The organism is Paenarthrobacter nitroguajacolicus, assembly GCF_007786235.1.
GTDB classification, from domain to species: domain Bacteria; phylum Actinomycetota; class Actinomycetes; order Actinomycetales; family Micrococcaceae; genus Arthrobacter; species Arthrobacter nitroguajacolicus_A.
Genome location: NZ_VNFK01000004.1, coordinates 338106 through 352623 on the forward strand (window position 1 = coordinate 338106; position 14518 = coordinate 352623).

Genomic DNA, 14518 nt, shown 5'->3' on the forward strand with positions numbered 1-14518 from the left:
AGACGGTATACATGCCAGCATTGGTTTCATCTCCCGAGGTGCTGAAGACTGCCAGGCTCACGCTGGGTTCAGTTCTTGAAGCTCTACTCGTAAATTCTGGCTGCCAGGAGCATATGGCCAAAGAGCTCCCAGGAAGGTCTCTCGGGAACTGGTTCCCCACGGTTCGTGAACCAACCGTCCATGTCTCGGGTCCATGCAGCCAGAGCATCCAAGAACCTGTCCAGATCTGGGTTCTCCCAAGACTCCGGGTCTCGGTTCAGTGAATCTCTGAGGTGGTCAATGAGGTCAGCCAACTCAAGTCGATTCATTCCCGGGGTGGGATGCGGATCTGATGTCATTGGTTACCTCCTCGAATCCCGATGGACACTCCATCGTTTGCCGTACTGAATTTATCTCTTTCTGCTCCGATTTCGTCCTGTGTGTCATGCGAATTGTCGGCCACACCAGCTTCCTGGAAGGCGGCTAGTCAGCCGATCATCTAACGAGTGTCCGTTCAAGGATCGGCTAACGGGCTCACTTTTGTCTGCCCAATGATCTGGGGCTATCTTCTGCGTCGGATGTAGATGCGCACGGCCGCGATTATGGTGGCGAGGAAAACTGCTCCTACTACCGCGAAGACGATCCATTGGTAGTCTGCATCCCAGCCGCCCCTGACGATTTCGGTACTTGCATTACCCGCAAGAATCCTGATCACGTTCGCCTCCGGTCAAAGTTCCCCACGATTCACTTCTTACGTCGGATGTCGTTTACGACATAGGACCCGACTCCGAACATCACAACAATGACGACCAAGACAATGATCGCGATGGTTTCCGTATTCAACTGCCGCCCCCATGCCCAGTTGTTTGAAGATTGACCAGATACGTGGTCCTATTCCGTACAGCCTAGCGGCACGTGTAACGCCGAACCGCAAAGGTCGCGACTAGCCACGCCTGTGAAGAGGATTCATGCGATCGTGGACATGCTGTCAAGAGTGCCCGGTTGGGGATCGGCTAACGGGACGGCCTAAGGATTCGCCCCGCAAACGTTAGGTTGGGACCTATGAAGAATCCGCGTCCAGAAGTTGAAACTAATGAACGATGAGCAACGACTGCCCCGGGAATCGTCTAACTACAGGCCAGGCGAGCCGCTCAGGTCTTGGACGAGTGGAGAGCCAGTCGCTCCCCACGATGCTCATGCCTCTATCGCTGGAGCTGAAGCCCTTAGCTCTCTCCGGCGCCTACTTAACGGCGATCAGCTCAGTGATGCGGACCTGATCGCGTTCGGCAAGTTGAGTTCACACTGCGTTTTGTGGTGGTACGAGCCGATGGTGAGCTTAGTCCGAGGTCCTAAAATTTCCCCCGATGTTGCCGATTTTTTGCGGAGTTCCGTCCCTGGGCTCGAGCGCTAGCTAGGCAGCACAGTGTCCGTTTAGGGATCCCCTTGCGGGCACCCGTGCGGCATCGAGCGACAGCAAGGAGCCCGCCACTGAGGGCGCGAACCAGGCTGACCTGCCGGCGAAACGGCGAGTGCCGCCGTCGTACTTCTTGTGAAAGTACGACGGCGGCACTCGCGTTCAGGACGCTGGTGGCCGCTAAGCGGTCTGGCCGGCGTGCTGGCCTTCCGAGATCTCTTCAACAACCTTGGCGTTGAAGGCCGGGAGGTCGTCTGGGTTTCGGCTGGTGACCAAGCCCTGATCGCACACCACTTCTTCGTCGGTCCAGTTGGCGCCGGCGTTCTTCAGGTCCGATTGGAGGGTGTGGTACGAGGTGACGTTGCGGCCCTTGATCACGCCGGCGTCGATGAGGATCCACGGTCCGTGGCAGATCGAAGCCACGGGCTTGTGCTGCTCGAAGAATGCGCGCGTGAAGTTCTGTGCATCCTTGTCCACGCGGAGGTTGTCTGCGTTCACGACGCCCCCCGGGAGTACCAGTGCGTCGAAGTCGGCGGCGTTGGCGTCGGCCACTGCGAGGTCGACGTCGAACGTGTCGCCCTTGTCCACGCCGTTGAATCCTTGGAGTTTTCCCTTGGAGAGGGCCACAAGAGTGGGTTCGCCGCCGGCGTCCTTGACGGCCTGCCACGGGCTGGTGAGCTCCACTTGCTCAACGCCGTCCGTCAAAAGGAATGCGACCTTCTTGCCTGCGATGTTGTGTTCTGACATTGTTCCTCCTCGTTGCGCAGCGGGGTGCTTTTTGGGCGAGGCCGCCGCTGTGAGAGTTGTTTGTCTGACCTGTTCCACCCTAGGGAACCTCGCTTTAGTAAGCAAGCTGACTAATTTCAGGAGGGCACTGACGTCTTGTGTTGAGGTATCGAATATCGATAGAATCTCATTGTTGTTCGATAAAGGGGGCGTTCTATGGGAAAGCTGACGATTCTCGCGCTGAGGATTGTGATTGCGATGGTGCTGGCGGGTTCGCTGTTCGTGCAGGTATGGATGGTGCCGCTGCTCTCGGCTGACCTCGTGGAGGCGGGTGCCCCTGACGGTCCACGGATTGCCTTGCTTGCCATCGTGGTCCTGGGGATCCTGTGTGTACAGGTGGTTGCGGTCTGCGTGTGGCGATTGCTGACGATGGTGCGCCGCGGGACGGTGTTCTCTCACGGGGCTTTCCGGTTTGTGGACATAATCTTCGGGGCCATTTCTGTTGCCGCCCTGTTGATGTTCTCCATTGCGGTGCTGTTGGCGCCCGGGGAGACTGCGCCGGGCATTGTGATGCTGATCTGCGGGGCTGCGTTGATGATCGGGGGAGTGGCGCTGCTGGTGCTGGTATTGCGGACGCTGCTGGCCCAGGCCGTCAAGCGCGACGTCGAAGCCGCTGGCTTGCGGGCAGAGCTGGACGAGGTGATCTGATGCCGATCATCGTGGATATCGACGTCATGCTGGCCAAGCGCAAGATGGCGGTGGGCGTACTCGCGGAGCGGGTAGGAATCACGCCGGCCAACTTGGCTGTTCTCAAGAATGGGAGGGCGAAGGCTGTCCGTTTCACTACTTTGGAAGCACTGTGCGAGGTGCTGGAGTGCCAGCCGGGAGACTTGCTGCGGTGGGAAGCTGAGGGGGCCACTTCCACGGTGGAAATGGACGACGACGGCGCGCGGCCGGCTCTGCGGGGCGGTTCAGAAGCGTAGGCCGGTCCCTCGAAAACGACCAGCAGGGCTCGTTCCTCCAGGCCAAACCGAAGCGGGGCCTGAGATCGACAGCGCAGACGCTGTGGCAAACGCCGTTGCCTTGTTTGCTCGGGAGACTTTCGGCGATGAGGAGTTTGCAGTCCTCGGGAATTCCTTCGGGGGCATGATTGCCCGTCATTTGATAGGCGAATTTGGGGAGCAAGTGCTGGGGGTTGCACTCCTTTGTCCGGTGGTGGTTGCGGATCACGGCTTAAGAACGCTGCCCAACCGGACAGTCATTGAAACGGATCCAGCGCTGTTAGCGACGCTGGAACCGGCAGACGCTGCGGAGTATGAATCCATGGCTGTGGTCCAATCCCCGGAGAACTGGTTTCGTTTCCGGGATGCGGTGCTCCCAGGGCTGCGGATCTTTGACCAGGCTGCGATAGAGCGAATTTCGGAAAACTATGTGCTCAGTGAAGAGCCGGAGGGACGGTTCGCCACCTTTCAAGGGCCCGCTCTGATCGTGGCAGGGCGCCAGGACCACGTGGTCGGATTCCAGGATCAGATTGCCTTGGCCAACAGTTACGCGCAGTCCACAGTTGTTGTTCTCGACCATGCTGGCCACAACGCGCACTTGGATCAGCCCTTCCTCACAGGGGCCCTCGTCAGTTGCTCTCAACTCACTCGGTCAGCGACCCAACCACAGAGACGTAGAGCATTTCCTCCGTATCATGCGTACCCGCGACGGACGCCTGGTTCTCACCGATCCCTTCTATGCCGATGGCCCCAACCTGTACGCCGCTGCTGCGACCACGCCCGACCTCGTTGCCGCCCGGATTCCGAAGGACGGAGCCAAGCCCGACGGCGGTCCTCGCCTTAGGAGAAGGTGAGGACCGCCGTCGTGGTTCAGCTATCCACGGGCGTCCCGCGTGCTGAACTTGAACCCTGCGAAGGCCACGAGGCCGGCTGTCCAAGTGAAAGTGACTATCGCAGCGGTGAGGGTACCCAGGTCCGCGTCCGGGTAGGACCCCGTAACCAAGCCTGGGTCGAACAGCAGGACCCCGGCCACGGTGGGTAGATAGGCAAAAGCCGGGGTCAGCAGGAGCAACATCAGCGACAGTTGTGAAACCACAATCAGCGCAAACAGCGGTATCAGCGTCTGCTTGAGCAAGATGCCCAGTGCGAACCCAATGAGGGCTATGGCATCCCAGAAAGCGATGGCACCAACCCAGCGGAGAATAAGGCTTGCCGGAACGGTCCCGTTCACCACGGAAAGTTCGCCGAGACCGGATTGGGACAACAGGCTCAACAGCGGGATGGTCACCAAGCCCAGCAGCGTGACGAACGCTGTCAACGCAGTGCATTTCGCCAAGTACAGGCGCTCGCGGTTCGGCGCGGCCACCAGGCTGGTCCGCAGTTGGCCCGACACGTACTCACTCGATGCGGAAATGACGCCGATAACAATGATTCCGATCAGTCCCAGCGCAACCCAGTCGAAGCCCACCGTCTCCGGACTCGCCCCTGGGGCAAGCTCGGGGTCATTGGTTCGGAGCGCATCCCCCACCGGGGCCGCCTGGGACCATCCGATGAGGACGACGATGAGCCACGTCAGGGCTGCAGTGATCCACACGGACCTTAATGTGATGAGTTTGGTGATTTCGGCGCGGAACAGACTTGGCTTTCGGGCAGTGTCCACCAGGGTACTCATGCGGCGTTTCCCTTAGCTGCGTTGCCGGTCCAGTCGAAGTAGGCGGCTTCCAGGTCATGATGACCGGCGACCAGGTCATCGACGTTTCCGGACTGAACAATGCGGCCACCGGAAATGACGACGATGTGGTCAGCGACGTGCTGGACCTCATTAATGAGATGGCTGGAAATAAGGACAGTCTTGCCGTTGGCTGCAAGGGTCCTCAGGAGGCCCCGGATCCAGCGGATACCTTCGGGATCCAAGCCGTTGGTCGGCTCATCGAGAACAATAATGCGTGGATCGCCGAGAAGGGCCGCGGCGATCCCCAGCCGCTGACCCATACCCAGTGAGTACGCTCCCACGCGCTTCCGGGCGGCGTCCGAAAGTCCGACGAGCTCCAGAACTTCACTGATCCTCGAGTGCGGAATGCCGTTGGATTGGGCCAGCCACGTGAGATGGGCCTTGGCCGTGCGGCCCTTGTGGGCTCCTGAGCCATCGAACTGAGCCCCGACGGTCCACAGAGGAGCGGTGAGGTCCCGGTATGGCTTTCCTTCGATGAGAGCGGACCCGCTGTCCGCCCGATCGAGGCCTAGAAGCAGTCGGAAAGTGGTCGACTTTCCGGCCCCGTTCGGGCCGAGAAAGGCGGTGACTTTCCCGGGCTCTGCCGTCAGTGAGACGTCGATGATTCCATCCGACTGCCCGTATTTCTTGTTCAAATTCTTTATCTCGATCACTGTCTGATCTCCTTGGTAGTCGATGTCACTTAGCGGCGAACTGGTTGGCGGCGGAACAGCACAAGAGCAGCGACCAGCGCCGCGACCACCCACGCCGCGAGGACCAATCCACCCGTTGCAGGTCCCAAGTCGCCCGGCGCAGAAGGTGGCAGTTGGTAGAGCTGGGCTCCCGCCTGATCCGGCAGGAACTTGGCGAGGGGGGTGATGTTCACCATGTAGGTGGAGACAATGAGGGCCATCGCCAAGACCGTGCCCATGGCCGCCAATCCGCTGCGAAGGACCACTGACAAGGCGTAGGTGAACAGGGCGATGAGTATCCAGTAAAGGACCACGCCCCACAGGATTCCTGATGCCGCTTGTGGAGTTGCTGTTATCTGGCTTGTTTCGGTGGTGCAGTCGATGACCACGCAACGAATCCCTGCCGACCCGAACACGCTCAGGACAGCCGTGATGAAAACGGCAGCGACAATCACGATCGCTTTGGCCGCCAACACGGCACTGCGCTGCGGGAGGCTGATCAAGGTGCTCCGAAGAGAGCCGCTGTCCGATTCCTGGTGCATCGACCACGCCGCAAGAAGGATGACCCCTATTTGTCCATAGTGAAGGATGACCAGAAAGGCTGTGCCTCCCTCAAGGCCAGCTGCCTCCTCCGGCCTCCCTGCCTTGTGGGCAGCGTCGATCAGGTTTGTCAGTATCCAGGAAAGAAACACCGTAAGCAGCACCGTTCCTGCCATGGTGTTGAAGCAAAGACGCAGTGTCAGGAGTTTGGTGGTTTCGGCCCTGACGGCGCGGGCCATGGTTGTTCGTGGCCCCGGCTGCACGTCGAAGGTCGCTCTGGAAGATGCTGGCATTACTCAAGTCAATCCGGCCCAGCATCGCTTGTCTGTCTGCAGGTGTTGACAGTCGTGGCACGTTCTAAACGGGCGAAGGGCCCACCAGGCCGCCTTCGTAGGCGATGACAACGAGTTGGGCTCTGTCCCGTGCGTCCAGTTTCGTCAGGATTCTACTCACGTAAGTCCGCACAGTGGTTCGCGTGAGAAACAGGGCGGCTGCTATCTCGTTGTTGGAGGCACCTTGTCCGATGAGGGTCAAGGTTTCGCGTTCGCGGACTGTCAGTTCACTGAGGCGGTCGTGTGCGGCTGGGCGCAGGGTGAAGCGATCTATGAGACGGCGGGTAATCTCCGGGGCGAGGAGCGCGTTTCCCTCATGTGCTGTACGGATTGCCTTGAGGATGTCGGGCAGCGGCGCGTTCTTGAGGAGAAAGCCGGAGGCGCCCTGGCGAAGTGCTTGGTACACGTAATCGTCCATATCGAAGGTGGTCAGCATGACCAACCGGGTGCGGGACTGCCGTGAGGCCAGAATGCCAGCAGCTTCAAGGCCTGTCATCCGCGGCATTCGAACATCCATGAGCGCCACATCCGGTTGATGCTCCAGGATGGACTCCACGGCCTCCGCGCCGTCCACAGCCACGGCAGACACCGCCATGTCCGGCTCATCGTCGATCAACAGGCGCAGTGACGTCCTGATGTGAGGATCGTCGTCTGCGATGAGGACACTGATCTCATTCATCGGCTGTGCACCCTCCCTGCAGTTCCCGGCAGTGAAACCGCCACACGGTATCCATTGGCGTCCCGTCCGGCTTCAAAGGTTCCGCCCAATAACTGAGCCCGTTCACGCATTCCTGTGAGGCCGTGACCGTTCTTGGAAGCCAAAGGCGCCCCCGGACCGTCGTCGAGGACGCTGATTCTCAGGTCACCTTCCTCAGTCCTGATGGTGATCCGGCAGGTTCCTGCTCCGGAATGCCGAATCACGTTCGTCAGGGCTTCCTGAATGATTCGATACGCGGTGGTTCGCTGGATGGCAGGAAGGTCCTGGGCGCTTTCATCGGCGTCGATCACGACAGATATACCGGCCCTTATGGCCGGCTGCGACAGCTCCCGCACCAGTTCAGGAAGGCTTCCCGGCGGTGCGTCATCACCCGTTTCGCTACGTTCCTGGCGCATTAAGACCTGCAGTTGGCCCAACGCATCACGGGCATCGGACTCGATGCCCTGCAGCGCAGATCGCAGATCGTCGGTGGTGGACGACTTTACATGCGCCACGACGCCCGCCCGCACCCCAATCCCACCCAGGGTGTGGGACAGCACGTCGTGGATATCCCGGGCGAGGCGAAGCCGTTCCTGCGCCCGGGCATTGCGCTCGGTTTCATAACGCATGCGTTGGGTGCGGATTCCCAAGACCCACGCTGCCCCGATGATGACAGCGCCCAGGATGATGCCCCGGATGCGTGCTTCGGCACCCTCCGCGGAGACCAGAAGCAAGGACGTGAACAGAAGAATTTCCAGCACGATCAGCCATGCAGGAAAGAGGCGTGTCCCGAATCGTTCCGCGGCAACGTACAGGCAGAGCCCTGTTACCAGGAAAGGATCCTCTGTCATTCCCAAGCTCCAGCCAACGGCCGTCACAACACCGGTCCACGCGGCGGCAAACCAAGGAAACCTTGACCGAAGGCAGAGTCCCAGGACAACAAGGCCACCCAAAGCCAGTTGGAACAGCCTGCCGGGTGATTCCGGCGGAACCACGGTGATCCAAAGCCCTGCCACCACGATGAGGCCGACCAGAACGTTCAGTAGAACGGGAATGATCGTTTCCCGGACTACGGAGAGGCGAACGTTTTCTGGATCAGCGCTTTGCGTCGTGCTCGGGTGTCGTTGCGTCATAGGCCATCTCACTTGTCAGGAATTGGTTCTGAGCGAGTTCCCGATAAAGAGGCGACGTCTGCATCAATTCTGTGTGGGTACCGCTTGCCACGACCTTGCCTTCATCGAGCACCAGGATCAAGTCAGAGCTTTGCACGGTGGCGAGGCGGTGGGCAACGATGACCAAGGTGCAACCCGAAGTTACGTCGGCGATGAGCTCCCTCACCTTTTCCTCGCTCACCCCGTCCAGGTTGGAGGTTGATTCGTCCAGGAGAAGCATTGAAGGGTTTGCGAGCAAGGCTCGGGCCACAGCAATTCGCTGCCGTTCTCCCCCGGAGAGGAGCACGGCTCCCTCGCCGACTTCCGCGTCGAGGCCAAGTTCTGACCTCTGAAGGACAGCCGTGAGATTCAGTCGTTCCAGAATGGCCATCATGTCCTCGTCGGAGGCATCCGGATTCCCTATGTTCAGGTTGTCCCGGAGGGTTCCGGCAACAGCGGGAGCGTCCTGCTCGACATAGGCGATATTGGCCCGGACCGCCGACCTTGCTACTTGGTCAACGTCGGTTCCGCCGAACAGGATTTGACCATCGGAAGCATCGTAGAAGCGGGCTATAAGGTTCAGGATGGTGCTCTTGCCGGCCCCGGATGGGCCGACGATTGCAACCCGCTGACGGGATTCGATCTGGAATGAGACATCGCTCAACGTTGAACGCCGACTGGGCCCTTCCGTCTCCCCGGAAGGATGGTCGTACTCAAAGCTCACCCCACGGAAAACCAAGCTGGAATCCCTGATGGTGGGGACCACGTTGCCCACAACGACGGGCGCGTCCTGTTCGGTGGGGAGCTGCAGGATCTCGTTAATGCGCGCCACGCCTCCAAGCGCCTCCCCGATGGCACTCACGGTTCCGAAGAGTTGGCCGAGGGGCATGATGAGGAGGAACAGGAAGAGTATGAACGAAACGAGGTCCGCCACCGTCAGTTCGCCCGATGCCACTCTTAGCCCGCCAACTCCGATAACGGCAAGGAAGGTCACTTGCATGGCGATGGAGGAAATCGGCGATACCAAGGCTGTGGTGGCCGCAACACGCAGTCCAATGGTCCAGACGCCGTTCGCGTCTTCCTTAACGCGTTGGGATTCACGTGTACTTGCGTTGGCTGCACGCACAGTTCGTGTCGCCCGGATGGCGCGGTCCATGGAGGACGAGAGTTTCCCCAGGGCAGTTTGAACCCCGAGGCTGGCGCGTTCGATGTAGGAGGTGACCCAAACGACCGCTGCGACCGAGACCAGGGCGGCTCCAAGGGCAATGATCACCAGAACCGGATCCAGGAAGAGCATTGCCACGAGCGCGCCGATGATGGTGAAAACGCCTGCGAAGGATTCCACAAAGCCCTGGCTGAGCATGTTCCGGATGACTGTGGTGTCGGTGGTGACACGGGCGACGAGATCGCCTACTCGGCGCTGGTCCAATGTGGGCACCGGCAGGTGAAGTATGTGGTCGATGAGGTTGTGGCGCGACCTCCTAATGGCCGTCTCGGCGGTGCGCTGGATCAGGTACTGCCTGATGCCACCAAGAACTCCCCCCACCAGGATGAGCCCGCCAACAAGCCACGGCAGGACTTCCAAGGGCTTGGATGCGCTGACCCGGTCGATCACTTCACGGACCAGCAAAGGTTGCGCCAAGGAAAGCGCAGATCCTAAAAGGCTGAGAAGAACGATGAGGACAACGAGTCGGCGTTGAACGGCTACGTGGCGGAACAGTTCGGTCAGCCCGGCGCGTCGAGAGGTATTGGCTGTGGTCTTCATTTGTTACTCGCTTCTCCGGGCTGAGCCACGGTGAGGACGGGGACGTAGCTGCGGATACGATGGGGCTCGTCGATCGGCACCCCGTCCACTTCAATCCATGCATGGGCGGCGAATGGCTCAAGTTGGTAGCCCGTTTTCCATCCCGGTGAGTGGCCTTCCATACGGCACAGCATGAAGGCTGCGATCGACCGCTGCAGGCACCCCTCGCCGGCGCAGCGGGCGCTGACGGCACAGACGGCTGCCCGCATGAGGCGTGCTTGATGGGCGGTGGTGGAACGGTGCGAATGTGAAAGACCATGGAGAACTGACTGAAGAAGCGCCGGTGGCAGCAAGGTCATGACCCAAGCGACGCCGACCACCGCGTGGGTCCGCAACCGGAACAGCCCCTGTGGCATGACGGTTGGCTGTGGACTGATGGGAAGGCTCATGGGCTGACCCTCCGAATAATTCCGGAACGCTGCAGTTCATCAATCAAAGTGTGGACGTCCTGACTCACCCGGTGGTGGTCAACTCCATAGGATTCAGAGATTTTGTCGACGACGTCACCCACCTCGAGATTTTGCTCGATTGCAGCCATGACGTCGGCTGCTGTGGCGTTTCCACGCCAGTAGGTGCCGCCTCGGGCGTCGAACACCGTTATCCCGTCATCATCTACGTTGAAGGTAATTTTCGGTGATGGTTGGAATACGTCTCCAGCTTGGACGGTGCGGGTTGTCTTCTTCCTCATTGAATGGCCCTGACCCATCTCTCGACGCCGGCGAGTTGTTCGATTTCAAAGAGTTCGTCCGTGCTGACTACCGGCATGCTCAAGGCATCGCGTACAGCGTCAGCGTTGATATGGCCCATGTCCACCAGATAGCTTTCGTCGAAAAGACGGGACAGATCGTGTCGGCGCTTCTTGTACTCGGTGAACAGGTCGGAGCTGTATTCACCCTTGTCTTCGCGGGTGAACAGCCAACGGGGGGCAACAGGCTCCGTCGCCCGCGCCAGGAGCGGTTTGCTATCGCGGGTACCAACGAGGATGTCAGTAGGCAGGCTCAGGATGAGACGGACTACCGCATCGTCCAAGAAGGGCGCCTCCCAAGCGACGCCGAGGTGTTCGTAGGCATGGCCCACTTGCCGCACAACTTCGCCTTGGAACATGACTGCCTCGGTCATCTGATGCCTGAAGCGATCCTTATGGTGCGGGCGGGCTCCCTGTGTGAGCGCATCCTTCACTTTTTGCGCCACTACTTCCCGGGTTTCTGCTGTGGCGAATTTAGAAATGCCGAAGCCGGGCGCCCATGAGAAGGCCTCGGCCGGCCCCACGATGTTCCCCGCCTGGGCTTCAATACGCCGTAGCATCTCAGTTTCAAAGTTGACGTTGGACCCCACCGCTCGGGCTACTGCCAACGTGGACCACCGCTGCATTTTGCCTAGCCGGCGAATGATCCGGAGACCGGCCTTCCACGATGGAGTCGTGAGGAGATCCAGGGCGGTTGCGGGAAGTGGATCAAACAATTCGTCGCCACCAACGCCCGTCAGGTGAGCCTTGACGCCACGCCGGGAGGCATCTGTGAGCAAAAATCCGAGGTGCTTGGAATTCCCGGCCCATGCCAGCGGACCGTCATCGAGGCTCTGGATGTTCTGGTCGAATTCGCTGAACGCGCCTGATGTGGCGGTCAGTGACTCCAGCTCAGTGAATTGCCCGCGTAGTTCCGATGCTGCTCGACGCGCGTACTGGCTATCCCGGTTATGGGGATCGTCCGTACCCGCATGGTAGTAAATGCTCTCTTCCTGAAGTGAATCCAGAATGTAGGCCAGGCTGGTTGAATCCATGCCGCCGGACACATCAGCGCTCAGTTTCCCGTAGGACAGGATGCGGCGTTCCATGGACCGTGTCAGTTCAGCCAGCAGCAGTTCAGCCGCCTCGGATAGATCCAGGGTGGGGTGGTCCGCCGCAACTGCTTGGTCCAGTACCTTGGGACGCCCATTGTGGTAGGTGAGCGTGGAACCTGGTGCCACTGCATTGATTCCTTCCCAGAACGGAAGGTGGCGCAGGAAGCCAGGCAAATTTGTGCACAGGGCCAGACGGACCCTGCTGTCATCGAGCTTGCTGTGGGCAATTCGCCGCAGTGCTCCCTGGGACGTCGAGGCAACCGGCACTCCGCCGATGTCGGTCCAGTACAGGGCCTCTGCCGTTGAAATTGATCCGGTGGTGGCGCGTGCGTAGCCCGGGGTTGCGCCATGGTCATCACGGAAATGTTGGCGGGAGACAGCGGAATCCCTCACTTGCCGCTCACTGAGCCTGGAATCGAGGATGGTGACATCGGCGCTGGACGGCAACGCCGTTGATTCGTCGATCAATCCCGAGGCACTGCCCCTGTTGGCTAAGAAGAGTTGTGGCATTGAGTCCTGGCACCTGACGTGTGATGGAGCGAATGAAAGCCTGATGCAGAACGGGAGCCTCGTCACTATGACGAGGCTCCCGCTCGTACCTCTGTACTGCTATCAGCCGATGTCGACCTTAACGAATGCCCGACCGCCGAAGATGTCGCGCCAGCGCCCGAACCAAACACCGTTTGTCACTTCACGGAACGAACCCACCCGCGCTACACGCGGAGCAGAATAGTTGCTTTTCATCATCATCCCTCCTCCCTAGGTGATAATTACACGGCTACTTTGCCGGTTGTAACTCGAGTATCACTTCTGGTCGAGAACGTGACAAGAGCCATCAAGGGCTTTCTTAAAGTTGTTTTAGTTTCTAATTCCGTTATGTCATACTGGCGGGGCGGATGCTGTGGTCCCAGCCATGGCAGGATCGCTGTTGCGCTTCCCAGAAGTCATTATCTGGCTCCTGTGAAGGCTGTATACCCGCTGAGCCAAATTGCAGATAGTTATGCGTCAAAACTCAATACGGTATTCAAATAATTTCAACTCAAAAATGGGGGTTTTTGGGAAATTGGAAAGACTTAATATTTCTATTGGTTACGCCAGGGAAAGCACGTTTGGGCCGTCCCTTGAGGACCAGGTCCAAGTGCTCAAGGCAGCCGGAGCAGTGGATGTCTATGAGGAGCGAGCAACCGGGGCCACTGAACTCAGGGGGCAATGGGAAGCCTGCTTCGAGGCGCTCAAGCCGGGGGACTCGCTGCTCGTGAGCGACTTGACGAGGCTGGGCCGCAGTACCTCGGACTTGGTGGGCATCATTGCACTGCTGGCCGAGCGGAGCGTGAGCTTCCGGGTAGTGGCGGAGCCGTGGTTGGATACCGGAGGCGAGCACGGTCGGGTGATCCTTGGGTTGTTCGAATCCATAGCGAACTACGAACGCAGCAGGTTGTCCGAGCGAACCACGGTGGGGCTCGCGGCAGCCCGGGCCCGTGGGCGCCTGGGCGGGCGGCCACCGGCGATGACCCCGCACAAGCTGGAAGCGGCGCGGAACCTCAGGAGCAAGAAGATGACTCTCAGCGAGATCGCTGACACCTTGGGAGTCAGTACGTCCACAGTCGCAAGAGCGCTGAGCGGTCCCCTCCAGGCCGCTGCGGATCGGCGGGCTTAGTACCCCAGCTGCTCGCGCAACGACGTGAGCTGGTGCGACGATTCCACCGCTTGCTCGTGGTCCACGGAGACCAGGGCCTGCACCAGGACGTCGCTAAGGACTATCGAGGGCAGCGCTTCCGTGGTCATGCCGGTCGGGGTGTGCGGGGCGAGAATGACGGTATCGGCGAGGTCGTGCAGTGCGGAATCCGGCTCATCGGTCAGAAGAACTATGGAGGCACCTACTGAGCGGGCGCGCTTAAGCAGCACCTCGACGTCGACAGTTACTCGTCCCGGAGCGAAGACCACCACAACGTCCTGGCTCCCAAGCTGGAGCAAATCATCCGCGAGCCGGAAGCCGTCACTGGAGATGCACCGTGCCCGCCGGCCGATCCGATTGCAGCGCAGGGCAAGGTTGAGGGCGGCGATACCGGATGCTCCCACGCCATAACTGACAATCGTGGAACCTCTCATGAGAAGTTCGACGGCGGGAGCGATCGCCTCCGCGGGGTCGGCGCTGGAGGCGAGTTCCAGCCGGTCCTTGGCCTCGGACCATACGTTTTGCCAGATGTCTTCGATGCTGGCACCCATATGGTCGATTCGCTGTTGCATGCGAACTTCCGGGGCCACCGTTGAGGTGAAGGGGGTTGCGATGTCCCTTTTGAGCTCTTGCAGGCCTGAATATTCCAACGACTGTACGGTGCGGACGACCGTGGCGCTGCTGGTGCCGCTCTCTGCGCCGAGTTCCTGCGCGCTCGCGTAGAGGAGTCGTTCCGGCGAGCTGTTGGTGAGGAACGTGCTCACTGTTCGCTCGGCCTTGGAGAGCCTCTCCCAGTGCTCGCGAACGCGACCGCGCAAATTAATCATGCCCCGATTTTTCGTAACGTCTGTTACAGAAGTCACATCGGATGTACTATTCATTCTAAAGAAGCCCTCACTTGTAACGGTTGTTCCAAAGATACCCCTTCCACACACGGATGACAGTGAGCCCCTACCG

General features: G+C 59.8%; 17 protein-coding genes and 1 pseudogene. 5 read left to right on the top strand and 13 right to left on the bottom strand.

What is annotated here, in order from left to right; translation table 11 throughout:
• Nucleotides 1–83 precede the first annotated feature (83 nt).
• Both FQP90_RS23990 and FQP90_RS07400 read right to left on the bottom strand, forming a co-directional pair.
• Complete coding sequence (locus FQP90_RS23990; RefSeq protein WP_439898637.1) at nucleotides 84–338, bottom strand: DUF7660 family protein; 255 nt, start codon at nucleotides 336–338, stop codon at nucleotides 84–86.
• Between the two features lie 1235 nt (nucleotides 339–1573).
• Nucleotides 1574–2140 (bottom strand): type 1 glutamine amidotransferase domain-containing protein, encoded by a 567-nt coding sequence (locus tag FQP90_RS07400; protein WP_144649072.1) that lies wholly within the window; start codon nucleotides 2138–2140, stop codon nucleotides 1574–1576.
• 195 nt (nucleotides 2141–2335) lie between these two features.
• Between FQP90_RS07400 and FQP90_RS07405 the strand changes: the two genes are divergently transcribed.
• From FQP90_RS07405 to FQP90_RS23605, 4 genes and pseudogenes are all read left to right on the top strand, one after another.
• Nucleotides 2336–2827, top strand: a complete 492-nt coding sequence (locus FQP90_RS07405) for a DUF2975 domain-containing protein (protein ID WP_144649073.1) — start codon at nucleotides 2336–2338, stop codon at nucleotides 2825–2827.
• Nucleotides 2827–3102, top strand: coding sequence for a helix-turn-helix domain-containing protein (locus tag FQP90_RS07410; protein ID WP_144649074.1), 276 nt, complete (start codon nucleotides 2827–2829; stop codon nucleotides 3100–3102). The genes FQP90_RS07405 and FQP90_RS07410 overlap by 1 nt, the downstream gene beginning before the upstream one ends.
• Nucleotides 3026–3718: pseudogene (locus FQP90_RS23865) on the top strand (alpha/beta fold hydrolase); the annotation flags it as partial. The gene FQP90_RS07410 and the pseudogene FQP90_RS23865, both read left to right, overlap by 77 nt.
• Before the next feature lie 97 nt (nucleotides 3719–3815).
• The gene (locus tag FQP90_RS23605; RefSeq protein ID WP_244296570.1) at nucleotides 3816–3974 is read left to right on the top strand and encodes a hypothetical protein; all 159 of its coding nucleotides are present in this window, start codon (nucleotides 3816–3818) and stop codon (nucleotides 3972–3974) included.
• A 20-nt stretch (nucleotides 3975–3994) separates the two neighbouring features.
• Here the strand turns inward: FQP90_RS23605 and FQP90_RS07425 are convergent, their stop codons facing one another.
• From FQP90_RS07425 to FQP90_RS07470, 10 genes are all read right to left on the bottom strand, one after another.
• Nucleotides 3995–4792 carry a hypothetical protein gene (locus tag FQP90_RS07425; RefSeq protein WP_144649076.1) on the bottom strand — a complete coding sequence of 266 codons (798 nt, stop codon included), beginning with the start codon at nucleotides 4790–4792 and terminating at the stop codon, nucleotides 3995–3997.
• Nucleotides 4789–5505, bottom strand: a complete 717-nt coding sequence (locus tag FQP90_RS07430; RefSeq protein ID WP_144649077.1) for an ABC transporter ATP-binding protein — start codon at nucleotides 5503–5505, stop codon at nucleotides 4789–4791. Before FQP90_RS07430 ends, FQP90_RS07425 begins: the two co-directional genes overlap by 4 nt.
• A 29-nt stretch (nucleotides 5506–5534) precedes the next feature.
• A complete protein-coding gene (locus FQP90_RS07435) occupies nucleotides 5535–6356 on the bottom strand; it encodes a hypothetical protein (RefSeq protein WP_144649078.1) in 822 nt (273 codons plus the stop codon).
• 64 nt (nucleotides 6357–6420) lie between these two features.
• Complete coding sequence (locus FQP90_RS07440; RefSeq protein ID WP_144649079.1) at nucleotides 6421–7074, bottom strand: response regulator transcription factor; 654 nt, start codon at nucleotides 7072–7074, stop codon at nucleotides 6421–6423.
• Nucleotides 7071–8225 carry a sensor histidine kinase gene (locus FQP90_RS07445; protein ID WP_144649080.1) on the bottom strand — a complete coding sequence of 385 codons (1155 nt, stop codon included), beginning with the start codon at nucleotides 8223–8225 and terminating at the stop codon, nucleotides 7071–7073. Before FQP90_RS07445 ends, FQP90_RS07440 begins: the two co-directional genes overlap by 4 nt.
• The gene (locus FQP90_RS07450) at nucleotides 8188–10008 is read right to left on the bottom strand and encodes an ABC transporter ATP-binding protein (protein WP_144649081.1); all 1821 of its coding nucleotides are present in this window, start codon (nucleotides 10006–10008) and stop codon (nucleotides 8188–8190) included. Before FQP90_RS07450 ends, FQP90_RS07445 begins: the two co-directional genes overlap by 38 nt.
• On the bottom strand, nucleotides 10005–10436 hold the full coding sequence (locus FQP90_RS07455; RefSeq protein ID WP_144649082.1) for a lasso peptide biosynthesis B2 protein: 432 nt from the start codon (nucleotides 10434–10436) through the stop codon (nucleotides 10005–10007). Before FQP90_RS07455 ends, FQP90_RS07450 begins: the two co-directional genes overlap by 4 nt.
• The gene (locus FQP90_RS07460) at nucleotides 10433–10735 is read right to left on the bottom strand and encodes a PqqD family protein (RefSeq protein ID WP_167510430.1); all 303 of its coding nucleotides are present in this window, start codon (nucleotides 10733–10735) and stop codon (nucleotides 10433–10435) included. The genes FQP90_RS07455 and FQP90_RS07460 overlap by 4 nt, the downstream gene beginning before the upstream one ends.
• Nucleotides 10732–12396 carry an asparagine synthase-related protein gene (locus FQP90_RS07465; protein WP_144649084.1) on the bottom strand — a complete coding sequence of 555 codons (1665 nt, stop codon included), beginning with the start codon at nucleotides 12394–12396 and terminating at the stop codon, nucleotides 10732–10734. The genes FQP90_RS07460 and FQP90_RS07465 overlap by 4 nt, the downstream gene beginning before the upstream one ends.
• 102 nt (nucleotides 12397–12498) lie before the next feature.
• Nucleotides 12499–12636: a lasso RiPP family leader peptide-containing protein gene (locus tag FQP90_RS07470; protein WP_139183437.1), complete on the bottom strand. Its 138-nt coding sequence runs from the start codon at nucleotides 12634–12636 to the stop codon at nucleotides 12499–12501.
• A gap of 295 nt (nucleotides 12637–12931) precedes the next feature.
• On the opposite strand from FQP90_RS07470, the gene FQP90_RS07475 reads away from it, so the two are divergent.
• Nucleotides 12932–13543, top strand: a complete 612-nt coding sequence (locus tag FQP90_RS07475; protein ID WP_280115951.1) for a recombinase family protein — start codon at nucleotides 12932–12934, stop codon at nucleotides 13541–13543.
• Here the strand turns inward: FQP90_RS07475 and FQP90_RS07480 are convergent.
• Nucleotides 13540–14388: a MurR/RpiR family transcriptional regulator gene (locus FQP90_RS07480; protein ID WP_144649085.1), complete on the bottom strand. Its 849-nt coding sequence runs from the start codon at nucleotides 14386–14388 to the stop codon at nucleotides 13540–13542. The two genes, FQP90_RS07475 and FQP90_RS07480, sit on opposite strands and share 4 nt — an antisense overlap.
• Nucleotides 14389–14518: the final 130 nt, after the last annotated feature.